Source organism: Burkholderia sp. NRF60-BP8, from assembly GCF_001522585.2.
Lineage (GTDB): Bacteria > Pseudomonadota > Gammaproteobacteria > Burkholderiales > Burkholderiaceae > Burkholderia.
The window spans coordinates 3,190,512-3,214,712 of sequence record NZ_CP013373.1 but is presented as its reverse complement, the minus strand read 5'-3'; the positions used below and the strand labels follow the sequence as shown (position 1 = coordinate 3,214,712).

Sequence of the window (24,201 nt, the reverse complement as noted above, 5' to 3'; positions counted from 1 at the left end):
ATCGGCGACCGATCACCGCGCCGCCCCTGTGCCCGTCACCGTTCCAGCAGCGCCACGACCTCGTCGAGCGTCGGCGCATGCGCGCCCGTGTGCCGGCACGCGGCGGCGCCGGCCGCCAGCGCGAACGCGAGATGCTCGCGCCAGCCGCGCTGCGGCGCGGCCATCAGGCTGAACAGCAGGCCGCCGATCGACGCGTCGCCCGCGCCGACGGTGTCGGCCACCTCGACGCGCGGCGGGCTGGCCTCGTGCACGTCGCCGTCCGCATGGAGCGTCGCTGCCTGCGCGCCGCGCGTGACGAGCACGGCCGCCCGCGGGTTCAGCGCGCGCACCGCCGCGATCGCGTCGGGGCCGTCGCCGCCGAACAGGTGCCGCAGGTCTTCGTCGGACACCTTGATCAGGTCGGCGAGCGCGGCCATCTTCTCCAGCGTCGGCCGGTAGGCGGCCGTCATCAGGTTGCGCACGTTCGGATCGAAGCTGATTTTCACGCCGCGCGCGTGCAGATCGGCCGCGAGCGCGGCCAGCGTGCCCGCGAGCGGCTCGCGCACGAGGCTGATGCAGCCGAAATGCGCCCATTTCACGTGATCGGTCCAGCCGGCCGGCAGCCGGGCGGGATCGAACGCGAGGTCGGCGCTCGCTTCGCCGATGAAGAAGTACGCGGGCGGACGCGTCTCGTGGACGATCGCGAGCAACGGCGGCCGCGCGACGCGCTGCAGGAAGCGCAGGTCGAGCCCGGCCGCTTCGCTCGCGCGCCACAGCACGTCGGAGAAGCAGTCTTCGCCGATCGCGCCGGCGAGCGCGCTCGGCACGCCGAGCCGCGCGACCGCGCGCGCGACGTTCCAGCCGGCGCCGCCCGGCACCGACGTCCACCGCGCGTCGCCCGCGCGCACCATGTCGGTCAGGATGTCGCCCGCCGACACGAAAGCCGGAAACGTGCCGCCGCTCATTGCGTCGGCTCGCTGCGTTGCGTGCGCGCGAGGGTCGCGAGCACGTCGTAGCATGCGCCCATCGTGTGATAGTCGGTCTTGCCGGCCGGGCTCTTCTCGTCGCTGTACTTGCGGTTGTCGCAAGTGAGGATCCGGTACCACGCGCCGTAGCGGTGATCGACGAAATGCGCCCAGCTGTAGCGCCAGATCTCGTCGTACCAGTCCCAGAAGCGCTCGCTGCCGGTGCGCGCGCCGAGCATCGCGGCCGCCGCGAAGGTTTCCGCCTGCACCCAGAAATACTTGTTGTGGTCGCAGATCGTGAAGTCGGGGCCGAAGCCGTAGCAGAGGCCGCCGTGATCGGCATCCCACGCATGCGTGAGCGCCGCGTCGAACAGTTCGGCCGCGCGCGGCGCGAGCCAGTCGAGCGGGCGGTGCCGCTCGAGGATCAGCAGCAGCTTCGCCCATTCGGTCTGATGCCCGGGCTGGAAGCCCCACGGACGGAAGATGTTCGAGCTGTCTTCCTTGTTGTAGTCCCAGTCGATCGACCAGTCCGCATGGTAGTGCTCCCACACGAGCCCGCCCGACAGCGCGGCCTGACGTTGCGTGATGTGGGAGGCGAGCTTTTCCGCGCGATCGAGGTACGTGAGGTGGCCGGTCGCCTCGTAGGCGGCGAGCAGCGCTTCCGTCATGTGCATGTTCGCGTTCTGGCCGCGATACGACGACACGTGCCAGTTCGGCGTCGCGTCGTCCGCATACAGGCCCGCGGCTGCATCCCAGAAGCGGTGCTCGGCGAGTTCGTAGGTGGCGGCGATCAGTGGGCGTGCTTCGTCGATGCCGGCCATCGTCGCGTGCGCGGCCGCGAGCAGCACGAACGCGAGCCCGTAGCAGTGGCGCGTGCCGTCGAGCGTCGCGTGCTTCGCGCCGTCGCGCCAGTCGAGTTCCCAGTCGTAGCCCTGCAGCGCGTCGTCCCAGTGCGCGTCGCGCAGGAAGCGCAGCCCGTGGCGCGCGTACTCGAGGTGGCGCGGGTCGCCGAAATGGCGGTACGCCATCGCGTAGTTGAAGACGAAGCGGCAGCTGCTGACGAGGTGGCGCGACGTGCGGTTGTAGACGCTGCCGTCGTCGCGGAAGTAATGGTGGAAGCCGCCCGTCGGGTCGAATGCGTGGGCCGCGTAGAAGCGCAGCGTGTCTTCGACGTGCGACAGCAGGAACGACGGGTCGCGGAAGCTCGCAACGAACGGCGCCGTTTGTGCGTGGCTGACCGGCGCGGCGGCGCGGGATTGGACCGGGGGCATGTTCATGATTCTTGGACCGTGGCGGGATCGAGTGCCGGGGAGCCGGCGGGCTGGCTGCTGGCCCGCACGATCAGCTCGACGGGCAGGGAAATCTCGGTGCGCTCGGGCGCTTCGGCGAGCAGCAGTTCGACGCCGCGGCGGCCGAGCGCTTCCTTGTCGACCGCGAGCGTCGTGAGCGGCGGGCTCGCGTGCGCGGCGGCCGGGATGTCGTCGAAGCCGACGATCGCGATGTCGTCCGGAATCCGCAGGCCGCGCGCGAGGCACACGCGCTGCGCGGCCAGCGCGGCCGCGTCGTTGTACGCGAACACGGCTTCCGGGCGCGGGCCGGGCGCGTCGAGCAGTTGCTCCATCGCACGTGCGGCGCCCGTGTCGGGGTCGAGCCCCGCGTCGATCGTCACTTCGTAGGCGGGGTCGAACAACCGCCCGGCTTCGAAGAACGCGCGCCGATAACCGATCGCGCGCTGCGCGATGCTGTAGTGCGCGGCCGAGCCGCCGATGAAGGCGATCCGCGAGCGGCCGGTGGCGAGCAGGTGGCGCATCGCGAGCGCCGCGCCCGTCGCGTTGTCGATGTTGACCGAGCGCAACCCGGGCGCCCACAGGTCGATCAGCACGAGCGGGCGGCCGGTCGCGGCGAGCGCCTCGATCGTCTCGGGCTCGATGAAGCCGGCGACCGCGATCGCGTCGGGCGCGTGCGGGCGCATCTGGCGCAGCACGTCGTCGTTCGGGCCGACCGTGAGCAGCGTCGGCACGATGCCGCGCTCGCGGCAGGCGTCCTCGACGCCGTGCAGCACGTGCGAGAAGAACGGGCTCGCGGGAAAGCGGTTGTGCTGGCGGTGCAGCAGGAAGGTGAGCCGGCGGATGCGCGGGCGCAACTGCGCGGAATCGTAGCCGAGCTGCCGCGCGATCTCGACGATGCGCGCACGCGTGGCTTCGGACAGGCCGGGCTGGTTTTTCAGCGCGCGCGACACGGTGCCGATCGAAACCTCTGCCGCCCGCGCCACATCGCGAATGGTCGTACCCATCGTTCGGGGTCCGGTTTGTTTAGGGTGGAAGCGATTGTATAGTAAAAATTATCGCGGAATTCGGGCCGGATAACCGGGGAATACCCGCGAATAACGGCTGTTTAGGCACTAATCTGCGAAAACGCCGTTACTAAAAATACTAAACAAAACGAGAAAAAGGCAAGGTGAGTGGGCGGGTGTCGGGCGGTGCAGCCCGAGCGCAGGAAAAAGCGGCGGCCGCGGGCGCGCGCCGCGGGCGCGTGCCGCGGACCGGCATGACGGTGCGGCGTGCCGCGGCCGTCGCATGCGACGGCGGCAAGCCGTGGCGCCACAGCCCGGCCTTGCGCGGGACGGGCGTCGGGCGGGTCGCCTGGTGCGCGGGCGTTTTCCGTGCGCAACCCGTGCGCCCCCGGGCCACCGTCCGCCGTTCAGCCCGTCGCCATCGCAACGGCCGGCGGTTCGCCGCGATGGCGCAGCGCCGCGCGGCCGGCATCGAGGTCGACGACCGCGAGCCCGTCCGGCCGCTGCTTCGCCCGCCGCTTCGCGAGCGCCGCGACCGACGCGATCTCGTCGCTCCCGTAACGTTTCGCGCCGTGCGCGCCGGCCGGCACGCCGACCGCGCCGATCGCCATCGTCACGAAGCCGAAGAACGCCGGGTTGCCGTGGCGGTCCTCGCCGCGCAGCCCGCCCGCCTGCCGGTCGGCCTGCGTGTAGAAGAGCTGCGCACCGTCGTTGAAGCGCGCGATCGCGTCGGCGGCGCGCTCGCGCCAGTCGTCGCGCTGAAACAGTACGAGGAAATCGTCGCCGCCGACGTGGCCGAGAAAGTCGCGCTGCGGATCGCACACGCCAGCCAGCACCGTCGCGGCGAACTTCAGCACTTCGTCGCCCTGCCAGTAGCCGTACTGGTCGTTGAACGGCTTGAACTGGTTCAGATCGACGTAGCACGCGTGAAAGCCGGCGTCGCGCTGGAGCAGCCGGTCGATGTGCGCGCTGATCGGGATGTTGCCGGGCAGGAACGTCAGCGGATTCGCGTAGCGCGCGGCCTCGATGCGCATCTCGGTCACGGCGCGCACGAGGCTCTCGCCGGTGCCGAGCCCGACATAGCGGCCGTGTTCGGTGATCACGAAGCCGTCCGCGAGATAGCGCTGGTCGTGGCTCGCGAGCAGCATCGCGAGTTGCTCGAAGGTGGTTGCGTTGTCGATCATCAGCGGCGCATCGTTCGCGAACTGCAGGCACGGCTTCTTCCCGAACACTTCGCGGTGATACGGCAGCGCGAAACGGTCGATGAAGCCGCGGCGATTCACGAGCGCGACGGGCCGCCCGCGCTCGACGAGCGCGACCGCGTGCAGGTCGGGCATCCGGTTGAACAGGTCGAGCACGTCGTTGCTGGTCGCGTCGCGCGGCAGCGCCGGGGCGGGCACGAGCATCTTCCCGGCGATCGTGCCGGCCGGCCGCACCGCGCGCGTCACGCCCGGAAACACCGCGATGTGCGGCGTGCGGATCGCGTCGCGCGCGGCCGGCGCGACCACCCGCGACGGCTGCGCGTCCGGCCGGCCGAGCAGAAAGCCCTGCACGCAGCAGATGCCCATGTCGCGCACGACGATCAGATCGCATTCGTTCTCGATGCCTTCCGCGATCAGCTTCGCGCCGCTCGCGTGCGCGAAGTGCTGCATCGCCTTCACGGCTTCGAACTTGAGCGGGTCGTGCGCGATGTCGTGGATGAAGAAGCGGTCGATCTTCACGACGTCCGGGTGCAGGCGCAGCCACAGGTTCATGCTCGCGTTCGCGGTGCCGTAGTCGTCGAGCGCGAACTGGATGCCGGCATCGCGCAGCGACGCGACCGCCGGCCCGATGTCCGCGAGATCGGGAATCGCGTGCTGCTCGGTGAGCTCGATCACGATGCGCTCGGCGCCGATCCGCGCGCGGCCGAGGAACTGGCGTGCGCGCTCGCGTTCGCCGGCGAGCGTGAGGATCGTGCCCGCGCTGAAATTGAGGAACAGCTTGCCGTCGCAGCCGAGCGCCGCGAACGCGTCGAGGCAGGTGAGCGCGGCGGCCCGTTCGAGCGCGATGGTTTCGCCTTCGCGCGCGGCCTGCGCGAACAGGGCGGCGGGCGGCTCGAGGTCGGTGCCCCGTGGCCCGCGGATCAGCCCTTCGTAACCGACGACCGTCCCCGAGCCGAGATCGACGATCGGCTGGAAAACGGCGGCGAGCGCGCGATCCGCGATCAGGCGCGTGGTGCGGGCGACAGCGGGATCGGAGTGGGGCGCGGGCATGGGCGAGGGCAGCCGAATCGACGGGACGCCCAGCTTAACGGCAGCGCTCGCGGAGAATTGAATGAAGATTTTGTGACGCGATGGGCGTTGCCGGTGCAACGTGCCCGGCGGGGCGAGGGTGGGACGGGAGAAGCGGGAGGCGGAAAACGGAAAACGGAAAGCGGAAAGCGGAAAGCGGAAAGCGGAAAGCGGAAAGCGGAAAGCGGAAAGCGGAAAGCGGAAAGCGGAAAGCGGAAAGCGGAAAGCGGAAAGCGGAAAGCGGAAAGCGGAAAGCGGAAGCGGAAGCGGAAGGCGGAAGGCGGAAGGCGGAAGGCGGAAGGCGGAAGGCGGAAGGCGGAAGGCGGAAGGCGGAAGGCGGAAGGCGGAAGGCGGAAGGCGGAAGGCGGAAGGCGGAAGGCGGAAGGCGGAAGGCGGAAGGCGGAAGGCGGAAGGCGGAAGGCGGAAGGCGGAAGGCGGAAGGCGGAAGGCGAGAGGCGAGAGGCGAGAGGCGAGAGGCGAGAGGCGAGAGGCGAGAGGCGAGAAGCCGCCGGCAGCGGCCATCGCGCCCCCGCGGACGCGTCAGCGTTTGCTCGTGCTCAGCGCGCCGGACGCGGCCGTCGCGTCGCCCTCGTCCTCGCCGCTCGTGTCGCGGGCGCCCCAGCGCTGCGCGAGCGCCGCGCACGCCATCAGCTGGATCTGGTGGAACAGCATCAGCGGCAGCACGATCGCGCCGACCGCGTTCGCCGAGAAGATCACCTTCGCCATCGGCACGCCGGCCGCGAGGCTCTTCTTCGATCCGCAGAAAATGATCGTGATCCGGTCGGCGCGGTTGAAGCCGAGCCGCTTGCCGACGAACGCGGTCAGCAGCAGCGCGATCGCGAGCAGCACGACGTTGACGACGAGCAGGCCGCCGAGCGCGCGCGGCGGAATCTGGTGCCACAGCCCCTCGTTGACCGCCTCGCTGAACGCGACGTAGACGACCAGCAGGATCGAGCCCTGGTCGACGAAGCGCAGCACGCCGCGATTGCGGTCGATCCAGCCGCCGATCACGGGCCGCAGCAACTGGCCGGCGATGAACGGCACGAGCAGTTGCATCACGATGCTGCCGACGGTGCTCCACGGCGACGCGGCCGCGGCCGATTGCGACGTGATCATCAGCCCGACGAGCGCCGGCGTGACGAAGATCCCGAGCAGGCTCGACGCCGATGCCGCGCACACGGCGGCCGGCACGTTGCCCTTCGCGATCGACGTGAATGCGATCGACGACTGGACCGTCGACGGCAGCGTGCACAGGAACAGCACGCCCGCATACAGCATCGGCGTGACGAGCGGCTGCAGCACGGGTTTCAGCGCGAGCCCGAGCAGCGGGAACAGCGCGAACGTGCTGAGCAGCACGACCGCGTGCAACCGCCAGTGCGTCGCGCCCGCGACGACGGCTTCGCGCGACAGTTTCGCGCCGTGCAGGAAAAACAGCAGGCCGACGGCGATGTTGGTCGCCCAGTTGAACGCATGGGCGGCCGGGCCGCGGCAAGGGAGCAGGCTCGCGAGCACGACGGTGCCCACGAGCGCGAGCGTGAAGTTGTCGGGAAGAAAACGGGGACGGGCCATCGGGGAAACTCGATTCGGACATGGCGAAGGCGCGCGTCGCGCGCGCGGATGGCGTCATTGTCGCGGTTGGCGATTCACTACACAAATTCATTGTGCGAATCGATTGATGAATCATGTGCATGAGACGCCGGCCGTCGCACCTGCCCGGCCAAGCGTGAAACCGCAGAACAATGTGCTGTCGCGACCGTGCGCCGAAGCGAAAAAACCTAGCAGTAACATGGTGTTACACCGATGCCGGCGACATAACACTTTTTGGCTCGACACACTTTCCGCCCGCTCATAAATTACTGCTGAAAGCCTTGGGTCGGCCGAAAGGAGCCGACGGCGGGCGTCGATGGGCACGGAACGATGACGGAACGGGTGAAACGGAAGATCGGACGATGGGCGGCAGGCGTGCTCGGCGCGCTGCTGATGCCGCTCGCGCTGGCCCAGCCGCCCCACGGCGGTCACGGGTTCGGCGGCGGCGACATGCGTGCGTACGGTCAGCCGGCCGGCGCCGCCGGCGGCGACCCGGTCTGGCGCCGCGTGCCTGCGCCTGCCGGCGTGCGTCCCGGCGGCGTGAGCGCGTCCGGTTCCCGCTGGGGGCTGCGCCCGACGCCGTCGTACGGCCATTACGCCGCGCAAAGCCCGTATCGGCCGATCAGCGCCGAAGTCCGCCAGATGCCGCGCCCGCCGGGCGGCGGCAACGTCCCGCTGCGGGCCGGCTCGATCCGCGCCGACGTCGCTCGCTACAACGAGGAGCGCGGCGGCCGCCCGATGCCGCCGCCCCGCTCGCAGGAAGAGTCCGCGCACTCGCCTTCTTTCTCTTCGTTCTACCGAAACTGAGCGCTGCGGCGCTCGTCCCGTTGCCGGCTGATGCGAATTCGCCACAGTCGCGCGCAGATTTCCGCTGATTTTCCCGCCGCATTGCGCTATCTTTCGCGCCCGGTACGCGCATGCCACGCCGCCGCCCGCCCGTGCGACCGCGTTCGCGCCGGGCCGCCGCGTGCGTCCGGCCATGGACACATTCCGCGAAGTTAATGCTGGCGCTATACCCGCAATAAGTGTGCGCAATTTTGGCCGGGCGAATGATCCGTAAAGATGGCTGCGCCCCACGACGCAAGCACTCGGCTCCAAACAACAACGCTCGCGCCACTCATCGACTATTCGACAAAACCCTGGAGATCCCATGAAAGCATTCGCCCGCCGTGCATCGCGCACGTCCGTCAAGCTGATCGCCGCAGCCGCCTGCGTGGCGGCCGCCGCACCCGTCCATGCGCAGTCGAGCGTCTCGCTCTACGGCCAGGTCGACGAGTGGGTCGGCGCCACCAAGTTTCCGGGCGGCGATCGGGCGTGGAACGTGTCGGGCGGCGGGATGTCGACCTCGTACTGGGGCCTGCACGGCGCCGAGGACCTCGGCAGCGGCTACAAGGCGATCTTCACGCTGGAGAGCTTCTTCCGGGCGCAGAACGGCCAGTACGGCCGCTTCCAGGGCGACACGTTCTTCGCGCGCAACGCGTACGTCGGCATCAGCTCGCCGTACGGCACGGTGACGGCAGGCCGCCTGACGACGCACCTGTTCCTGTCGACGATCCTGTTCAACCCGTTCTACGACTCGTACACCTTCTCGCCGATGGTGTACCACGTGTTCCTCGGCCTCGGCACGTTCCCCACCTATCCGAGCGACCAGGGCGCGGTCGGCGATTCGGGCTGGAACAACGCGGTGGGGTATACGTCGCCTTCGTTCGGTGGCCTGAATTTCGGCGCGATGTACGCACTCGGCAACCAGGCCGGCGACAACCGTTCGAAGAAGTGGAGCGCGCAGTTCAACTACGCGAACGGCCCGTTCGCGGCGACCGCGATGTATCAGTACGTGAACTTCAACAACGGCCCGCAGGATCTGAGCGCGCTCGTGACCGGGATGAAGAGCCAGGGTATCGCGCTGGTCGGCGCGACCTACGACCTGAAGCTCGTGAAGCTGTTCGGCCAGTACATGTATACGAAGAACGATCAGGTCGCGGGCAGCTGGCACGTGAACACCGCGCAAGGCGGCGTGTCGGTGCCGATCGGCGTGGGCAACGCGATGGCGTCGTATGCGTACTCGCGCGACGCGGGTGGCCTCGACCAGACGCGCCAGACCTGGGCCGTCGGCTACGACTATCCGCTGTCCAAGCGCACCGACGTCTACGCGGCGTACATGAACGACCACATCAGCGGCCTGTCGACCGGCAACACGTTCGGCGCCGGCATCCGCGCGAAGTTCTGACGCACCCGCGCGATCGGTGCGCCGGCCGCGCGCGTCGAACGCGCGTGCCGGATGCATGTTTTCCCGCCCGAAACGGCGCCGCCACCCGCGGCGCCGTTTTGCCTTTCTTGACCTTTCTGTTTCCTCGCCTTTGTTACCCTATCTCGTAATTGGTTGATTCCCCCGGGATTGCGAGCTAGTTCGATGGATACCCTCGTCAGCATGAATGTGTTTCGCTACGTCGTCGAAGTGGGCAGCTTCGTCGGCGCGGCCGAGCGCATGCAGATGTCGGCGGCGATGGCGAGCAAGCACGTGATGCACCTCGAGCAGCAGCTCGGCGCGCGGCTGCTGCATCGCACGACACGACGCGTCGCGCCGACCGAGGCGGGACGCGAATACTACGAGCGCCTCGTGCAGGCGCTGTCCGAACTCGACGAAGCCGGCCAGGCCGTCGGCGCCGCGAGCGTGGTGCCGCAGGGCAGGCTGCGCGTGACGTCGCTGTCCGCGTTCGGGCTGCGGCACGTGATGCAGGCCGTCACCGATTACGCGGGCCGCTTCCCGGACGTGACAGTCGACATGACGCTGTCCGATCGCGTGGTCGACCTGATCGAGGAAGGCTACGACGTCGCGGTGCGCGCGGCGCCGAACGGATTGAAGTCGTCGTCGCTGGTCGCGCGGCAGATCGCGACCGCGCACATCCTGCTGGTCGCGTCTCCCGACTATCTCGAGAAGCGCGGCACGCCGCAGACGATCCCCGATCTCGCGAACCACAACTACCTGCGGCGCGATTCGAATTCGACGATGCTCGATTCGCTGATGATCGACGCGGCCGCCGCGTCGCGCGTGAGCCTGAACGGCAACCTGATCGTGAACCATCTCGAAGGGCTGCGCGCGGCCGTGCTCGCCGGCGCGGGCATCGCGCTGCTCGGCACCGAAGTGGTCGGCGACGACATCGAAGCGGGCCGGCTCGTGCCGGTGCTGCTCGATTCGGTGCCGCCGCACGAGGCGCCGATCTATGCGGTGTACGCGAGCCGTCGTCACGTCTCCGCGAAAGTGCGCTCGTTCGTCGATTTCCTGGCTGCGCGTTTCGAAGGGCAGTCGCTGTGCCCGTCGATCGAATCGAGCCTGCGCGTGCTGCCGATCACGCGGATGAAGCGCGCGGTCTGACCCGCATCGTCCGCCGCGGCGGGACAATGAAAAAGCGCGAACCGCTGCGGTTCGCGCTTTTTTTTCGATTCGATGCGCTCGCACCGATGGCGGCCGCGACGGCCGCCGCATCCGTCAACGCGGGATGCCGAGCCGGGCCTTCGCGTCGTCGTACTCGCGCTTGAGCCGCTCGACGAGCGCGCCCACGCTCGGCAGATCGTCCATCAGGCCGACGCCCTGGCCGGCGCCCCAGATGTCCTTCCACGCCTTCGTCTTGTCGCTGCCGAAATTCATCTTGGTCTTGTCGGATTCCGGCAGCGCGTCCGGATCGAGGCCGGCCTTCTCGATGCTCTCGCGGATGTAGTTGCCGTGCACGCCCGTGAAGAGGTTCGTGTAGATGATGTCCGACGATTTCGCGTTCAGGATCGCGTGCTTGTAGTCGTCGATCGCATGCGCTTCCTGCGTCGCGATGAAACGCGTGCCCATGTACGCGAGGTCGGCGCCCATCGCCTGCGCGGCGAGGATCGAGCCGCCGTTCGCGATCGAGCCGGACAGCACGATCGGGCCGTCGAAGATCTTGCGCACTTCGCCGACCAGCGCGAACGGCGACGTCGTGCCCGCGTGGCCGCCCGCGCCGGCCGCGACGAGGATCAGCCCGTCGACGCCGGCTTCGAGCGCTTTCTGCGCGTGGCGCAGGTTGATCACGTCGTGCAGCACGATGCCGCCGTAGCCGTGCACCGCGTCGACGATCTCGCGCGCCGGCGCGCGCAGGCTCGTGATGAAGATCGGCACCTTGTGCTCGACGCACACGCGCACGTCGTGCTCGAGCCGCGCGTTCGACTGGTGGACGATCTGGTTGACCGCGATCGGGCCGATCGTCGCATCGGGGTGCTTCGCCTTGTGGTCGGCGAGTTCCGACTGGATCTGCGTGAGCCACGCGTCGAGCAGTTCGGCCGGACGCGCATTGAGCGCGGGGAACGAACCGACGATGCCCGCCTTGCATTGCGCGAGCACGAGTTCGGGATAGCTGACGATGAACATCGGCGACGCGATGACGGGCAGCGTCAGGTTCTGCAGGACGGTGGGCAATGCCATGTGATGTCTCCAGTCTCCGGGGGCGTTGCGGTCGGACGGTATTCGAGTGTAGCTGCGCGATCGGAAGTTCATATTAATACGAACGGTCGTGCGATTCTACGCGAGCTTAACAAACTCCGCGGTGGGCGGGCAATCGAGTGAGTGTTCTCTTTCTACGGTTTCGGGTGGCGACGCCGCCATGAAGACGCGCCGGCGCTTCTAAAATAGCCGCCATAACAAACCAACGAGAAACAAACCATGTCGTTTGAGGCGTTTGCACCGTTTCGCGTGACGGTGCAGGACACCGACATTTTCGGTGTCAAAGGAGGCGCGGGTCCGCCGCTGCTGTTGCTGCACGGACATCCGCAGACCCACATGATCTGGCATCGCGTTGCCGCGACGCTCGCGAATCACTTCACGGTGATCGTCACCGACCTGCGCGGCTACGGCGCATCGGGCCGGCCGCCGAGCGACGCGCGGCACACGCCGTATTCGAAACGGGCGATGGCGGCGGACCAGGTCGCCGTGATGCGGCATTTCGGCTTCGCGCATTTCCACGTGTGCGCGCACGATCGCGGCGCGCGGGTCGCGCACCGGCTCGCGCTCGATCACGCGGATGCCGTCGAGCGGATGATGCTGCTCGACATCGCGCCGACGCTCGCGATGTACGAGAAAACCGATCGCGCGTTCGCGACCGCGTATTTCCACTGGTTCTTCCTGATCCAGCCCGAGCCGCTGCCCGAGACGCTGATCGGCGCGCACACCGATGCGTACATCGAGCGCGTGATGGGCAACCGGTCGGCCGGGCTCGCGCCGTTCGCGCCGGAGGCGCTCGACGCGTACCGGGCGGCGCTCGCGCAGCCCGGCGCCGTGCATGCGATGTGCGAGGACTACCGCGCGTCGGCGACGATCGATCTCGAGCACGACCGTGCGGATCTCGAACGCGGCAACAAGGTCGCGTGTCCGCTGCGCGTGCTGTGGGGCGAGCACGGCGTCGTCGGCCGCTGCTTCGATCCGCTCGACGAGTGGCGGCGTGTCGCGCGCGACGTCAGCGGCCGCGCACTCGACTGCGGGCACTACATTCCGGAAGAGGCACCCGTCGCGCTGATCGACGAACTGCTCGCATTCTTCGACGCGCGCGAACCGGCCGCGTGACGGTGCGGGCGGCGGCGCGCGCCGTCCGAGGATGGTTGACTGCGCCGCCTGCGGTTGGCGAGGTGGGTCGCCTGCGGTTGGGGAGGTGGGGCGCTCGCGGCTGGGAGGCAGATCGTCTGCGGCTGACGAGGTGCGCCGACCACGGCTGGCGAGGCGAGTCGCCTTCGGCTCAGCGGTGCGCGTGGTCGTCTTCGACGAGCGGCGGCAGGCGCCGCGGCACGGGCGTCGATTTCACGATCGCGGTGCTCGTCTCCGCGCGTTCCGTCACCTTCGACAGGATGTCGTCGAGGTGCTCGATCGTGCGCAGGTAGAGCCGGCAGATGAAGCAATCGTCGCCGGTGACCTTGTCGCATTCGACGAATTCGGGAATCCGCCGCAGCAACTCCTCGACCAGATGCAACTGACCCGGCAGCGGCTTCACGCGGACGATCGCCTGCAGCGTGTAGCCGAGCGCGCGCGGATCGAGCTCGACGGTGAACGCGGCGATCACGCCCTGCGCCTCGAGCCGCCGCACGCGGTCGGCGGTCGCGGGCGCCGACAGCCCGATCTGCCGCGCGAGTTCGCTGGTCGCGATGCGTGCGTCGTCGGCCAGCGCGGCGAGGATCGCGCGGTCGGTCGCGTCGAGCGCCGCGACGACGGGCGGGGAAAGGCGTTTTGGCATGAGCGCTTTGCTTTCGAAGGTGAATCGGCTGATTCACTTCAGTTTAGCCATGGTCGCGGCGAAAGCAAGTTTCTAGAATCGAACTCATCCACTCTCTTGAACGGAGTTCCTGATGGCCTCGAATGAAATTCGCCGCGGCGCCGCCGAGATGATCGTCGCGATGCTGATGTCCGGCACGATCGGCTGGCTCGTGATGTCGTCGCAGCAGCCGCTGACCAATGTCGTGTTCTTCCGCTGCGTGTTCGGCGCCGCGACGCTCGCGATCGTCTGCGCGGCGTTCGGCTTCCTGCGCCGCTCGCTGTTCTCGCCGCGGATGCTCGTGCTCACGACGCTCGGCAGCCTCGCGATCGTCGCGAACTGGCTGCTGCTGTTCGCCGCCTATTCGCGCGCGTCGATCTCGATGGCGACGGCCGTCTACAACACCCAACCGTTCATGCTCGTCGCACTCGGCGCCATCGTGTTCCGCGAGCGGATCACCGCGTCGACGGTCGCATGGCTCACGCTTGCGTTTGCCGGGCTCGTGTTCGTGGTGCGCGTCGAACCGGCCGTGCTCGCGGTGCCCGGCGAGTATCTGGAAGGCGTCGCGCTGTCGCTCGGCGCCGCGTTCCTGTATGCGATCTCGTCGATCATCACGAAGCACCTGAAGGGCACGCCGCCGCATCTCCTCGCGCTGCTGCAGGTCGGCCTCGGCATCCTGCTGCTCGCGCCGTTCGCGCACTTCGACACCTTGCCGGCGACGGCCGGGCAATGGGCCGACCTGATCGTGCTGGGCATCGTCAACACGGGGCTGATGTACGTGCTGCTGTACGGCGCGGTCCAGAAGCTGCCGACCGCGATGACGGGCGCGCTGTCGTTCGTTTATCCGGTCGTCGCGATCGTTGTCGATCGCGTCGCGTTCGGACAGACGCTCGCGTGGACGCAGGTGTTCGGCGCGCTGCTGATCCTGCTCGCGGCGGCCGGCGTGAACCTCGGCTGGCGCATCGTGCCCACGCGTCGCGCGGCGGTCGGCCACTGAAACGGTCATACGATTCGGCGCGGTTGCGCGCGCGCCGCGTGCCGTCGAACGCGCGTGTCGGGAACGGACATTGCACGCCAAATGGCGTCACGCGCGCGTCGCGCGCGGCCGCAAAAAGCGCTGTAAGAAGTTGTAGGGAAACACCCGATGCGATGCGCTCGTATCGCTCGTATGATGCGGGCTGTGACGTTGATCACGTTCACAGGATTCCGATCTCGATGCCGTTCGCCCGTGAGGCTGAACGGCTTTTTTTTATGTCTCGCTGCCCGCGATCAGGCGCCGTCGCGCGTCCAGCCGCGCGAGCAGCGCGCGCCTCGCATCGTCGTCCGACGTACGCCATTCCTTGATCTCGCCGCGCGTGCGCAGGCAACCCGCGCACCAGTCGGTGCGCGGATCGATCCGGCAGACGTCGGTGCACGGCGACGCAACCGTGGCGACCGGCATCGTCGCGTCGCTCATGCGGGTTCCCGCAACGCGACGTCCGCGACCGGCGCGCCCGTCAGCGACACGAGTTCGTGCGGCGACAGGTTGAACACCGCGTGCGGATGGCCGGCGGCGGCCCACAGGCTGTCGAGCGCGAGCAGGTCGGCGTCGATCAGCGTGACGGGTTCGACCAGATGGCCGATCGGGCAGACGCCGCCGATCGCATAGCCGGTGTTGTCGCGCACGAACTTCGCGTCCGCGCGGCCGACCGGGCCGACCTGCGCGGCGACCTTCCTTTCGTCCACGCGGTTGACGCCGCTCGCGACGACCAGCACGGGCGCGCCGTCGGCCTGCCGGCGAAACAGGATCGACTTCGCGATCTGCGCGACCGAGCAGCCGAGCCCGGCCGCGGCCTCGGCCGACGTCTTGCCGGTTTCGGCGAGCATCACGATGCCTTTCGCGTGGCCGCGCTCGCGCAGCAGCAGCGCGACGCGTCGCGCGGAATCGGGGAGGGAATCGAATGAAGCGGGTGTCGTCATGTCGAGGAATCCGTGGAGCGAGGTGATCAGACGCAGTTCGCGGCGTCGGCCGCGCTCTGCGCCTTGGCGAGCAATGCACGACCGGCGCGCGACACGTTTGCGCGCCCGATCGCGTTCGAGATGAAATCGCCGGCCGCGACGACCTGCGCGAGATCGATGCCGGTATCGATGCCGAGGCCCTGCATCAGGTACAGCACGTCCTCGGTCGCGACGTTGCCGGTCGCGCCCTTCGCGTACGGGCAGCCGCCGAGGCCCGCGACCGACGCGTGGAAGATCTCGATGCCTTCGAACAGCGCCGCGTAGATGTTCGCGAGCGCCTGGCCGTAGGTATCGTGGAAGTGGCCCGACAGGCGTTCGCGCGGGAACACGCGCGTGACCGCCGACAGCACTTCGCGCGTACGCTTCGGCGTGCCGACGCCGATCGTGTCCGCGATGTCGATCTCGTCGCAGCCGAGCGCCGCGAAGCGGTCGACGACGTCGACGACCGACGCGACCGGCACCTCGCCCTGGTACGGGCAGCCGAGCGCGCACGACACGCTGCCGCGCAGCCGCAGGCCCGCGTCCTTCGCGGCCTTCGCGACGGGCTCGAAGCGTGCGATGCTCTCGGCGATGCTGCAGTTGATGTTCCGCTGCGAGAACGCCTCGCTCGCCGCGCCGAAGATCACGACTTCGTCCGCGCGTGCGGCGAGCGCATTCTCGAAGCCCTTCAGGTTCGGCGTGAGGACCGAATACACGGTGCCCGCGCGGCGCGCGATGCCGGCCATCACGTCGGCGCCGTCGGCCATCTGCGGCACCCATTTCGGCGACACGAACGACGCGGCCTCGACGTTGCGGAAGCCGGCGCGCGACAGCCGGTCGACGAGCGCGATCTTCACGTCGGTCGGCACGAAGGTCTTCTCGTTCTGCAGCCCGTCGCGCGGGCCGACTTCGACGATCTTGACGGCGGTGGGGAGCGTCATGGTTGTCTCCTGGTTGCTTTTTGTGCGGAATTCAGTAGCCGCGCGCGTAGTCGACGATGCCGCTCACGGGTGCGCCGCGCTCGAACGCGCGGATCTTGCCCGCGATCTGCTCGACGGCTTCCGCGCGCAGCGTCTCGGCCGAGCTGTGCGGCGTGATCGTGATGCGCGGCGCGTGCCAGAACGGATGGTCGTCCGGCAGCGGTTCGTGCTGGAACACGTCGAGCGTGGCCGCGGCGACCTGGCCGCTCGCGAGCGCGTCGAGCAGGTCGGCTTCGACGAGATGCGCGCCGCGCGCGACGTTGACCACGTACGCGCCGCGCGCGAGCCGAGCGAACGTGCGCGCCGACAGGATGCCGTCGGTGTCGCGCGTGCTCGGCAGCAGGTTGACGAGCACCTTCGCGCCGCCGATGCACGCGTCGAATGCGCCGTCGCCGGCGAAGGTCGCGACGCCGTCGAGCTGCTTCGCGCTGCGGCTGTAGCCGCGCACCGGCAGACCGAGCGCGGCGAGCGCGCGGGCGACCTCGGCGCCGAGCACGCCGAGGCCGAGGACCGCGACGGTGAAGCTCGCGCGCGCATGCGGTTCGAGCGGCTGCCAGCGGCGCTCGCGCTGCTGCAGGTCGTATTCGTCGAAACGGCGCAGGTAGCGCAGCACCGCGTGCGTCACGTATTCGACCATCTGCTGCGCCATGCCCGAGTCTTCGAGCCGCACCAACGGCACGTGCGCGGGCAGCGTGCCCGGATGCGCGCGCTCGAACGCGAGCAGCGCATCGACGCCCGCGCCGAGGTTGAAGATCGCGCGCAGGCCGTCGCGCGGTGCGAAGAACTCGCGCGGCGCGCGCCACACGAGCGCGTAGTCGGCGGCGGCCGTATCGCCCGGCTGCCATGCGCGCAGTTCGGCTTCCGGCAGCGCACGCGCGATCTCGTCGCGCCATGCGTCGGCATCCTGATGCGGAGAATGGAACAGGATCTTCATTGCGCGAGCGCGAGCGCGAGCGCGTGCACGCCGGCGCGGCGCGTCACGGGAATGGCGAGCGAAGCCGGGCGCGGCGCGCCGGCGGACGTAGCGGACATCGGGTGTCTCCTGACGACGGCCGGCGCGTCGCGCGCCCGGGCCGGTTCCGTGTGAAGCTGACGGGAAGCCCACATTCTACGGTTTCGCGGCACATTGCGCCGTCGCGGGGCCGTCGCCGGTCGCCGCCGCGCGCAAAAGCAAAGCACAAAATATTGGTTCGGTCGACGCGTACCCGACGCCACAATCGAACCTCGTCTTCAAGCAAGCGAGGGCAATCATGCGCGCATGCAGCAAATCGGCGTGGCCGCCGCGGCTCGTCACCGTTCCGGGCCTGCACGGCAGCGAAGGCGCTCACTGGCAGACGTGGCTCGAGCGGCAGTTCCCGCGCTCGTTGCGCGTCGAGCAGCACGACTGGGATGCGCCCGATCTCGCGGGCTGGGCGCAAGCGGTGCGCGCGCTGCTCGATCGCGAGCGCGGCCCGTTCGTGCTCGCCGCGCACAGCTTCGGCTGCCTCGCGGCCGCGCATGCGCTCGCGCAGTGGCCGCATGTGGGCGATGTGGCAGGCGTGCTGTTCGTCGCGCCGGCCAGCCCGAAGAAATTCACGTTTGCCGGGCCGTTCGACGCGCGCCGGCTCGCGGTGCCGTCGATCATGATCGGCAGCGAGACCGACCCGTGGATGCCGCTCGCCGACGCGCGCGCGCTCGCGCAGCGCCTGGGCAGCGCGTTCGTGAACCTCGGCGATGCCGGGCACATCAACACGGCGGCCGGCTTCGGGCCGTGGCCGCGCGCGAAATACTTCGTCGACACGCTGGTGCATTGCGCGGCGCCGCTGCGCTTTCGCGACGCGGACGACGGCTTCGAGGCCGCGCTCGTCGAGCGCGCGCTCGCGCACGCGGTCTGACGGGCGGGTTGCGCGGCGCATGCCGTGCCGTTGCGCTGGCGACGGCGCGCGGATGCGCCCGACGGCGGCCGGGTTCGACGCGCTCGGCCGGCTGTGCCCGACATGGCCCGCGAAGCGGCGCGACACCGCGCCGTTCGCGCCGTCGCGGATCGTTACGTCATGCCGGTGGCGGCTCGCCGCACGGGCCCGCCACTCTCCCCGGAGCGGTACCGACTCGTATCGCGCGATGGCGGGATCAGCCCGGCGACGACGCGGCGGCGCCCGACGCGGCCGCGTTCGTGGCGGACTTCGCATCGTCGTCGTCATCGGGCGGATAGTGCACGACGGGCGGCGCGAGCGGCGCGGCGTCGGATGCGGCGGCGTTCGCGGTCGCGTCGCTGTTGAACGCGCTGGCGGCGCCGCTCGATGCGCCGGCCTGCGGCGCGGTGTCGGTCGCGTTGGCGTCGTGCGGCGCGTCGTCGCTGCACGCGGCGACGAAAACGGCGGCACACAGAACGACGGCGACGGAAACGCGACGCATGACTTCTCTCCTGGCAGGCTGATCGGGAAACGTTTTCGAGTATGCCGCCGCGATGCGACGTTTCGGTGAATCGTTGGCGGGCGGGGCGCGATCGCGACATGTTTTCGTCAGGCTGACCGAATGCCCTCGCGGCGATCCGCCGGCACGCGTGGCGGAATTTTCCAGCGGCCGCGGATGCTGTGCGCATTTACACGGTGCGCGTCGCCGCGATCCGGCCACGGCGACGCGGGCGTCATGCGCGGCATCGCGCATGCTCCCGGCAACTTGCGACCGACGTGCGGCCGCTCACGCCCAAAAAACCGGTCGTTATTGCCGCTTCGTCAGCGAACGGCCAGCCGCGCGCCAGCGTGGCGTCATGTAGGCGCGCTTGCCGGCGACGCGGGCGGGCCGCCGCGCGTGCGCGCCGCGGACCGGCGCCGGCACCGTGCATCGGCGCGGCGCTCCGCGGGTTCGCGGCACTGGAATTGCTCGTTGCCGATGCGCATGCCGACCGCGCTGCCATCCGGGCGCGGGCGGCCCATCTGCGTCCATCAACCATGGAGCGAGCAGAAGCCATGTCCAGCGATCGATCCGATTCTCCGCCTGCCGAACCGGCGCGCGACGCCGCCCCGTCGCCGCTGGGGCCCGGTCGTTCGGCGGTGCCGCCGTTGCCGCACGATACGCCGTCCAGCGCCGCACGGCGGCGCTTCCTGCAATCCGCGGCGGCGGCAGCGACCGTCGGCGCCGCCCCGCACGTTCACGCGCAGCCGCCGCGCGCGGCATCCGCACCGGCTGCGCCCCGCCGCGATACGGTGCCCGCGCAGCCCGTGCATCTCGACATCAACGGGCGGGCGTACACGCTGCAGCTCGAACCGCGCGTCACGCTGCTCGACGCACTGCGCGAATACGCCGGGCTCACGGGCACGAAAAAGGGCTGCGATCGCGGGCAGTGCGGCGCGTGCACGGTGCTCGTCGACGGGCGGCGCATCAACGCATGCCTGACGCTCGCGGTGATGCACGAAGGCGAGCGAATCACGACCGTCGAAGGGCTGGCGCGCGACGGCGTGCTGAGCCCGGTGCAGCGCGCGTTCGTCGAGTGCGATGCATTCCAGTGCGGCTACTGCACGTCCGGCCAGCTCTGCTCGGCGACCGCGCTGCTCGACGAGTTCGCGGCGGGCGCCGGCAGCGCCGCCAGCGACGACGTGCGGCGCCCGCCCGCGAGCCTGTCGGACGACGAGATCCGCGAGCGCATGAGCGGCAACCTGTGCCGCTGCGGCGCGTACCCGAACATCGTCGCCGCCGTGCGCGCCGCGCATGCGGCGCACGGCTAGCCGACGGAGGGCAGCGCCATGGAAGCAATCTCCTACGAACGCGCGACCGACGTCGCCGGCGCCGTGCGCGCGGCGCAACGGCCCGGTGCGACGTTCATCGGCGGCGGCACGAACCTGCTGGACCTGATGAAAGGCGGCGTCGCGCGACCCGTCGCGCTCATCGACATCACGCGCATCGCCGGCCTCGATACGGTCGAGGCGCTGCCCGGCGGCGGGGTGCGCATCGGTGCGCTCGTGCGCAACAGCGATGCGGCCGATCATCCGCGCATCCGCGCCGACTATCCGCTGCTGTCGCAGGCGCTGCTCGCCGGCGCGTCCGCGCAATTGCGCAACATGGCGACCGTCGGCGGCAACCTGATGCAGCGCACGCGCTGCCCGTATTTCTACGATCCCGCGTTCGCGCAGTGCAACAAGCGCGAGCCGGGCAGCGGCTGCGCGGCGATCGGCGGCCACAACCGGATGCACGCGATCCTCGGCGCGAGCCCGCAGTGCGTGGCGGTGAACCCGTCGGACATGAGCGTCGCGCTCGCCGCGCTCGACGCCGTCGTGCAGGTGAGCGGCCCGCGCGGCGCACGGCAGATCCCGATCGCATCGTTTCACCGGCTGCCGGGCGATCGGCCCGATCTCGACACGACGCTCGAAGCGGGCGAGCTGATCACCGCGGTCGACTTGCCGCCGCCGCGCTTCGCCGACCATGCGCACTATCTGAAAGTGCGGGACCGCGCGAGCTACGCGTTCGCGCTGGTGTCGGTCGCGGCGGCCCTGCGGATGGACGGCCCGCGCGTCGCCGACGCGCGGATCGCGCTCGGCGGCGTCGCGCACAAGCCGTTGCGTGCGATGGAGGCGGAAGCGCATCTCGCGGGCCGCACACCGACCGACGCGACGCTGCGCGAGGCGGCCGCGCTGGCGTTGCGCGATGCGCGACCGCTCGACGGCAATGGATTCAAGGTCGCGCTCGCGCAGCGGGCGATCGTCCGTGCGGTCGAAACGGCCGCCGCGCCGACGGGAGGTGCCGCATGAACACGGTGACGGGACAGCCGCTCGACCGGGTCGACGGCGTGCTCAAGGTGACGGGCGGCGCGCGCTACGCGGCCGAGTTTCCCGATGCGCGGCTCGCGCATGCGGTGCTCGTGACGAGCACGATCGCGTCCGGCCGCATCGAATCGATCGATACGGCGCGCGCCCGCGCGATGCCGGGCGTGCTGATCGTGCTCACGCACGAGAACGCGATGCGGCTGCCCAACGGCGGCCGGCCGCCGCTGTCGCCGCCCGCCGGGCGCCGGCTCACGCTGCTGCAGGACGACACCGTGCGCTACGGCAACGAGCCCGTCGCGGTCGTCGTCGCCGAAACGCTCGAGCAGGCGACCGACGCCGCGGATGCCGTGCGCGTGCGCTATCGCGCGAACGATGCCGCGCTCGATTTCGCGCAGGCGAAGCGCGGCGCGCGCGTGCCGCCGAAGCAGCAGGGGCGCCCGATGGACACGCAGCGCGGCGACGTCGATGCCGGCCTGCGCGAAGGCGCGGTGCGCATCGACGCCACCTATACGACGCCGATGCAGCACCACAACCCGATCGAGCCGCACGCGACGATGGCGCACTGGGACGGCCCGACGCTCACGCTGCACGATGCGACGCAGGGCGTGTCGGGCGCGAGCGCGGCGGTGGCCGCCGTATTCGGCCTCGCGCCGGAACAGGTGCGCGTGATTTCGCCGTTCCTCGGCGGCGGCTTCGGTTGCAAGGGGTCGTCGTGGTCGCACGTGTCGTTGTGCGCGATGGCCGCGAAGCAGGTGGGGCGCCCGGTTCGCCTTGCGCTGACGCGGCCGCAGATGTTCGGCCCGGTCGGCGGTCGGCCGCTCACCGAACAGCGCGTCGTGTTGGCCGCACGCGGGGACGGAACGTTGACCGCGATGCGTCACGACTCGATCGTCACGACGTCGACGTTCGAGGACTGGACGGAAATGTGCGGGATGCCTGCGCGGATCATGTACGCGGTGCCGAACCAGGCGACCACGCACCGGATCGTGTCGCTGAACGTCGGCACGCCGACGTTCATGCGCGCACCCGGCGAGGCGTCCGGCTCGTTCGCGCTGGAATCGGCGATGGACGAGCTCGCGTGGCGGCTCGGCATTGACCCGGTCGCGCTGCGGCTCGCGAATTACGCGCAGGTCGATCCGCAGGACGGCAAGCCGTGGTCGAGCAACAAGCTGCGCGAGTGCTACGAGGTCGGCGCGCGGCGCTTCGGCTGGTCGCGCCGCACCGGCGCGCCGCGCACGATGCGAGACGGCCACACGCTGATCGGCCTCGGGATGGCGGCCGCCACCTATCCGGCGAACCGCAGCGAAGCGTCGGCGCGTGCGCGCATCTTGCCGGACGGCACGGCCGAAGTCGCGTCGGGCACGCAGGACATCGGCACCGGAACCTACACGGTGATGACGCAGGTCGCGGCCGACGCGCTCGGCTTCGCGCCGCAGAACGTGCGCTTCGTGCTCGGCGATTCCACCCTGCCGCGCGCGCCGGTGTCGGGCGGCTCGCAGTCGGCGGCGAGCGTGGCGCCTGCCGTGCGCGAGGCCGCGCGGCAGGCGCGCGCCAAACTGATTGCGCTGGCGATCGCCGATCCGGGCTCGCCGCTGCACGGCGCCACGGCCGACGACGTGACGATCGACGACGGCTGGGTCGTGCAGCGCGGCGACCCGTCGCGACGCGACCCGGCCGCGGCGGTGATCGCGCGCGCCGGCGGCCGGCCGATCGACGCGCAGGCGACGACGAAGCCGGGCGACGAGAAGTCGCGCTATGCGTCCCATTCGTTCGGCGCGGTGTTTGCCGAAGTGCACGTCGATGCCGCGCTCGGCACGCTTCGCGTACCGCGCATCGTCGGCGTCTACAGCGTCGGCAGCGTGCTCAACGCGAAGACGGCGCGCAGCCAATTGATCGGCGGGATGGTGTGGGGGCTCGGCACCGCGCTCGAGGAGGGCTCGCATCTCGACGTGCGGCACGGCCGCTTCACGAACGCGAATCTCGCCGAATATCACGTCCCCGTGAACGCGGACATCGGCGAGCTCGACGTGAGTTTCGTCGACGAAAGCGACACGCATTTCAATCCGCTCGGCATTCGCGGTATCGGCGAGATCGGCATCACCGGCGTGCCGGCCGCGATCGCGAATGCGGTTTATCACGCGACCGGCGTGCGGGTGCGCGATCTGCCGATCACGCTCGACAAGGTCGTGCCGCCGACGCGCGCGTGAGCGTGCCGGGAGGCGGCGTCAGCGTCGCGGCGTCCTGCGCCGCACTTCGCTGCGCAGCCAGTCGAGCCAGGTGCGGATCGCCGCTTCGTGCGGATGGCCGGGGCGCCACACGACGTAGTGCGCGTACACGTCGGTGATGCGCACCGTCGACACGCGCACGAGCGTGCCGGCCGCGAGCTCGGGCTCGATCAGCGAGCGGCGCGCGAGCGCGACGCCGCGCCCCTTCAGCGCAGCATCGATCAACGCGTTCGCATCGGTGAAGCGCGGCGCGCGCGCGGATTCAGTGAGGTCGAGCCGCGCGGCCTGGAACCACGGTTCCCACGGCTGCGCGGGATGGCGCAGCAGCGTCGCGCGCACGAGGTCGGCCGGCGTGCGCGGCACGATGCCGTCGCGATTACGGTAGGCGGGGCTCGCGACCGGAAAGATCGTCTCGTTCATCAGCTTCTCGGCGACGACGCCGGGCCACGTACCAGGCCCGTAGCGCAGCGCGACGTCGATGCGGTCGCGCTTGCGCAGCGGCGCGAGCGCCACGTCCGGATGCAGCGCGATCGAGATGTGCGGATGCGCGGCCGCGAAGCGCGGCAGGCGCGGCGCGAGCCAGCGCTCGGCGACGCTCGGCAGCACGCTCACGTTCAACGTCACGTCGCAGGTGCGCGGGCGGCGGCGCACCGCGAGCGTCGGCTCGAACGCGCGTTCGAGCACGCTCAGGCCCTGGCGCACCTGCAGCGCGAGCGCATGCGCGGCGTGCGTCGGCGTCGCGCCGTTGCGCTCGCGCGTGAAAAGCGGATAGCCGAGCTGCGCCTCCAGCGCGCGGATGTGCTGGCTGACCGCGCCCTGCGTGAGCGCGAGCGCGTCGGCCGCGCGCGTGAAGCTCTGCAGCCGCACGGCGGTCTCGAACGCGCGCAGCGTCTGCAGCGGAGGAAGGTGGATGCGTCGCATGCGGG

Annotated in this window: 22 protein-coding genes; 9 read left to right on the top strand and 13 right to left on the bottom strand. The window is 70.0% G+C overall.

The window, feature by feature from the left end:
• Positions 1-35: 35 nt before the first annotated feature.
• The 5 genes from WS54_RS28550 to WS54_RS28520 form a co-directional block, all read right to left on the bottom strand.
• Positions 36-944, bottom strand: a complete 909-nt coding sequence (locus WS54_RS28550; protein WP_059782426.1) for a carbohydrate kinase family protein — start codon at positions 942-944, stop codon at positions 36-38.
• The gene (locus WS54_RS28545; RefSeq protein ID WP_059782425.1) at positions 941-2,221 is read right to left on the bottom strand and encodes an AGE family epimerase/isomerase; all 1,281 of its coding nucleotides are present in this window, start codon (positions 2,219-2,221) and stop codon (positions 941-943) included. The genes WS54_RS28550 and WS54_RS28545 overlap by 4 nt, the downstream gene beginning before the upstream one ends.
• Complete coding sequence (locus tag WS54_RS28540; protein WP_059782423.1) at positions 2,218-3,237, bottom strand: LacI family DNA-binding transcriptional regulator; 1,020 nt, start codon at positions 3,235-3,237, stop codon at positions 2,218-2,220. The genes WS54_RS28545 and WS54_RS28540 overlap by 4 nt, the downstream gene beginning before the upstream one ends.
• Before the next feature lie 407 nt (positions 3,238-3,644).
• Positions 3,645-5,489, bottom strand: a complete 1,845-nt coding sequence (locus WS54_RS28530; RefSeq protein ID WP_059782421.1) for an EAL domain-containing protein — start codon at positions 5,487-5,489, stop codon at positions 3,645-3,647.
• A gap of 558 nt (positions 5,490-6,047) precedes the next feature.
• Positions 6,048-7,076: a bile acid:sodium symporter family protein gene (locus WS54_RS28520; RefSeq protein WP_059785407.1), complete on the bottom strand. Its 1,029-nt coding sequence runs from the start codon at positions 7,074-7,076 to the stop codon at positions 6,048-6,050.
• Between the two features lie 348 nt (positions 7,077-7,424).
• Here WS54_RS28520 and WS54_RS28515 point away from each other — a divergent pair, with 348 nt between their 5' ends.
• The 3 genes from WS54_RS28515 to WS54_RS28505 all read left to right on the top strand — a co-directional run bounded on the left by WS54_RS28515 (position 7,425) and on the right by WS54_RS28505 (position 10,467).
• Positions 7,425-7,901, top strand: a complete 477-nt coding sequence (locus WS54_RS28515) for a hypothetical protein (RefSeq protein WP_059785404.1) — start codon at positions 7,425-7,427, stop codon at positions 7,899-7,901.
• A gap of 343 nt (positions 7,902-8,244) precedes the next feature.
• Entirely contained in the window at positions 8,245-9,321 is a 1,077-nt protein-coding gene (locus WS54_RS28510; RefSeq protein WP_034208557.1) for a porin, read from the top strand.
• A 183-nt stretch (positions 9,322-9,504) separates the two neighbouring features.
• Positions 9,505-10,467, top strand: coding sequence for a LysR family transcriptional regulator (locus tag WS54_RS28505; RefSeq protein WP_059785402.1), 963 nt, complete (start codon positions 9,505-9,507; stop codon positions 10,465-10,467).
• A 114-nt stretch (positions 10,468-10,581) separates the two neighbouring features.
• On the opposite strand, the gene WS54_RS28500 is transcribed toward WS54_RS28505, so the two are convergent.
• Positions 10,582-11,541, bottom strand: a complete 960-nt coding sequence (locus tag WS54_RS28500; protein WP_034208555.1) for an NAD(P)H-dependent flavin oxidoreductase — start codon at positions 11,539-11,541, stop codon at positions 10,582-10,584.
• Positions 11,542-11,778: 237 nt separating this feature from the next.
• Between WS54_RS28500 and WS54_RS28495 the strand changes: the two genes are divergently transcribed.
• Positions 11,779-12,675 (top strand): alpha/beta fold hydrolase, encoded by an 897-nt coding sequence (locus tag WS54_RS28495; protein ID WP_059785399.1) that lies wholly within the window; start codon positions 11,779-11,781, stop codon positions 12,673-12,675.
• A gap of 169 nt (positions 12,676-12,844) precedes the next feature.
• Here WS54_RS28495 and WS54_RS28490 read toward each other — a convergent pair whose 3' ends face one another.
• On the bottom strand, positions 12,845-13,336 hold the full coding sequence (locus tag WS54_RS28490; protein WP_059506445.1) for an Lrp/AsnC family transcriptional regulator: 492 nt from the start codon (positions 13,334-13,336) through the stop codon (positions 12,845-12,847).
• Between the two features lie 112 nt (positions 13,337-13,448).
• Here WS54_RS28490 and WS54_RS28485 point away from each other — a divergent pair, with 112 nt between their 5' ends.
• Positions 13,449-14,351 (top strand): DMT family transporter, encoded by a 903-nt coding sequence (locus WS54_RS28485; RefSeq protein ID WP_059785396.1) that lies wholly within the window; start codon positions 13,449-13,451, stop codon positions 14,349-14,351.
• 252 nt (positions 14,352-14,603) lie between these two features.
• Here WS54_RS28485 and WS54_RS28480 read toward each other — a convergent pair whose 3' ends face one another.
• From WS54_RS28480 to WS54_RS28465, 4 genes are read right to left on the bottom strand one after another with little or no spacing between them, the layout of a single operon-like run.
• On the bottom strand, positions 14,604-14,810 hold the full coding sequence (locus WS54_RS28480; protein ID WP_034208551.1) for a DUF1289 domain-containing protein: 207 nt from the start codon (positions 14,808-14,810) through the stop codon (positions 14,604-14,606).
• Positions 14,807-15,313, bottom strand: coding sequence for a YbaK/EbsC family protein (locus WS54_RS28475; RefSeq protein WP_034208550.1), 507 nt, complete (start codon positions 15,311-15,313; stop codon positions 14,807-14,809). Before WS54_RS28475 ends, WS54_RS28480 begins: the two co-directional genes overlap by 4 nt.
• Before the next feature lie 26 nt (positions 15,314-15,339).
• Positions 15,340-16,272 (bottom strand): hydroxymethylglutaryl-CoA lyase, encoded by a 933-nt coding sequence (locus WS54_RS28470; protein WP_034208549.1) that lies wholly within the window; start codon positions 16,270-16,272, stop codon positions 15,340-15,342.
• 31 nt (positions 16,273-16,303) lie between these two features.
• Complete coding sequence (locus WS54_RS28465; protein ID WP_059785395.1) at positions 16,304-17,245, bottom strand: 2-hydroxyacid dehydrogenase; 942 nt, start codon at positions 17,243-17,245, stop codon at positions 16,304-16,306.
• A gap of 316 nt (positions 17,246-17,561) precedes the next feature.
• Between WS54_RS28465 and WS54_RS28460 the strand changes: the two genes are divergently transcribed.
• Complete coding sequence (locus WS54_RS28460; protein ID WP_059785392.1) at positions 17,562-18,185, top strand: RBBP9/YdeN family alpha/beta hydrolase; 624 nt, start codon at positions 17,562-17,564, stop codon at positions 18,183-18,185.
• Positions 18,186-18,420: 235 nt separating this feature from the next.
• Here WS54_RS28460 and WS54_RS28455 read toward each other — a convergent pair whose 3' ends face one another.
• On the bottom strand, positions 18,421-18,705 hold the full coding sequence (locus tag WS54_RS28455) for a hypothetical protein (protein WP_059785389.1): 285 nt from the start codon (positions 18,703-18,705) through the stop codon (positions 18,421-18,423).
• A gap of 554 nt (positions 18,706-19,259) precedes the next feature.
• On the opposite strand from WS54_RS28455, the gene WS54_RS28445 reads away from it, so the two are divergent.
• From WS54_RS28445 to WS54_RS28435, 3 genes are read left to right on the top strand one after another with little or no spacing between them, the layout of a single operon-like run.
• A complete protein-coding gene (locus WS54_RS28445; RefSeq protein ID WP_059785386.1) occupies positions 19,260-20,015 on the top strand; it encodes a (2Fe-2S)-binding protein in 756 nt (251 codons plus the stop codon).
• 18 nt (positions 20,016-20,033) lie between these two features.
• Positions 20,034-21,035, top strand: a complete 1,002-nt coding sequence (locus WS54_RS28440; RefSeq protein WP_059785383.1) for an FAD binding domain-containing protein — start codon at positions 20,034-20,036, stop codon at positions 21,033-21,035.
• Positions 21,032-23,257, top strand: coding sequence for a xanthine dehydrogenase family protein molybdopterin-binding subunit (locus WS54_RS28435; RefSeq protein ID WP_059785381.1), 2,226 nt, complete (start codon positions 21,032-21,034; stop codon positions 23,255-23,257). The genes WS54_RS28440 and WS54_RS28435 overlap by 4 nt, the downstream gene beginning before the upstream one ends.
• Before the next feature lie 18 nt (positions 23,258-23,275).
• On the opposite strand, the gene WS54_RS28430 is transcribed toward WS54_RS28435, so the two are convergent.
• Entirely contained in the window at positions 23,276-24,196 is a 921-nt protein-coding gene (locus WS54_RS28430; protein ID WP_059785377.1) for a LysR substrate-binding domain-containing protein, read from the bottom strand.
• Between the last annotated feature and the right edge of the window lie 5 nt (positions 24,197-24,201).

Coding starts and splice junctions, on each gene's coding strand:
- WS54_RS28550 (WP_059782426.1), bottom strand. CDS start 944: ATGAGCGGCGGCACGTTTCCGGCTTTCGTGTCGGCGGGCGACATCCTG.
- WS54_RS28545 (WP_059782425.1), bottom strand. CDS start 2,221: ATGAACATGCCCCCGGTCCAATCCCGCGCCGCCGCGCCGGTCAGCCAC.
- WS54_RS28540 (WP_059782423.1), bottom strand. CDS start 3,237: ATGGGTACGACCATTCGCGATGTGGCGCGGGCGGCAGAGGTTTCGATC.
- WS54_RS28530 (WP_059782421.1), bottom strand. CDS start 5,489: ATGCCCGCGCCCCACTCCGATCCCGCTGTCGCCCGCACCACGCGCCTG.
- WS54_RS28520 (WP_059785407.1), bottom strand. CDS start 7,076: ATGGCCCGTCCCCGTTTTCTTCCCGACAACTTCACGCTCGCGCTCGTG.
- WS54_RS28515 (WP_059785404.1), top strand. CDS start 7,425: ATGACGGAACGGGTGAAACGGAAGATCGGACGATGGGCGGCAGGCGTG.
- WS54_RS28510 (WP_034208557.1), top strand. CDS start 8,245: ATGAAAGCATTCGCCCGCCGTGCATCGCGCACGTCCGTCAAGCTGATC.
- WS54_RS28505 (WP_059785402.1), top strand. CDS start 9,505: ATGGATACCCTCGTCAGCATGAATGTGTTTCGCTACGTCGTCGAAGTG.
- WS54_RS28500 (WP_034208555.1), bottom strand. CDS start 11,541: ATGGCATTGCCCACCGTCCTGCAGAACCTGACGCTGCCCGTCATCGCG.
- WS54_RS28495 (WP_059785399.1), top strand. CDS start 11,779: ATGTCGTTTGAGGCGTTTGCACCGTTTCGCGTGACGGTGCAGGACACC.
- WS54_RS28490 (WP_059506445.1), bottom strand. CDS start 13,336: ATGCCAAAACGCCTTTCCCCGCCCGTCGTCGCGGCGCTCGACGCGACC.
- WS54_RS28485 (WP_059785396.1), top strand. CDS start 13,449: ATGGCCTCGAATGAAATTCGCCGCGGCGCCGCCGAGATGATCGTCGCG.
- WS54_RS28480 (WP_034208551.1), bottom strand. CDS start 14,810: ATGAGCGACGCGACGATGCCGGTCGCCACGGTTGCGTCGCCGTGCACC.
- WS54_RS28475 (WP_034208550.1), bottom strand. CDS start 15,313: ATGACGACACCCGCTTCATTCGATTCCCTCCCCGATTCCGCGCGACGC.
- WS54_RS28470 (WP_034208549.1), bottom strand. CDS start 16,272: ATGACGCTCCCCACCGCCGTCAAGATCGTCGAAGTCGGCCCGCGCGAC.
- WS54_RS28465 (WP_059785395.1), bottom strand. CDS start 17,245: ATGAAGATCCTGTTCCATTCTCCGCATCAGGATGCCGACGCATGGCGC.
- WS54_RS28460 (WP_059785392.1), top strand. CDS start 17,562: ATGCGCGCATGCAGCAAATCGGCGTGGCCGCCGCGGCTCGTCACCGTT.
- WS54_RS28455 (WP_059785389.1), bottom strand. CDS start 18,705: ATGCGTCGCGTTTCCGTCGCCGTCGTTCTGTGTGCCGCCGTTTTCGTC.
- WS54_RS28445 (WP_059785386.1), top strand. CDS start 19,260: ATGTCCAGCGATCGATCCGATTCTCCGCCTGCCGAACCGGCGCGCGAC.
- WS54_RS28440 (WP_059785383.1), top strand. CDS start 20,034: ATGGAAGCAATCTCCTACGAACGCGCGACCGACGTCGCCGGCGCCGTG.
- WS54_RS28435 (WP_059785381.1), top strand. CDS start 21,032: ATGAACACGGTGACGGGACAGCCGCTCGACCGGGTCGACGGCGTGCTC.
- WS54_RS28430 (WP_059785377.1), bottom strand. CDS start 24,196: ATGCGACGCATCCACCTTCCTCCGCTGCAGACGCTGCGCGCGTTCGAG.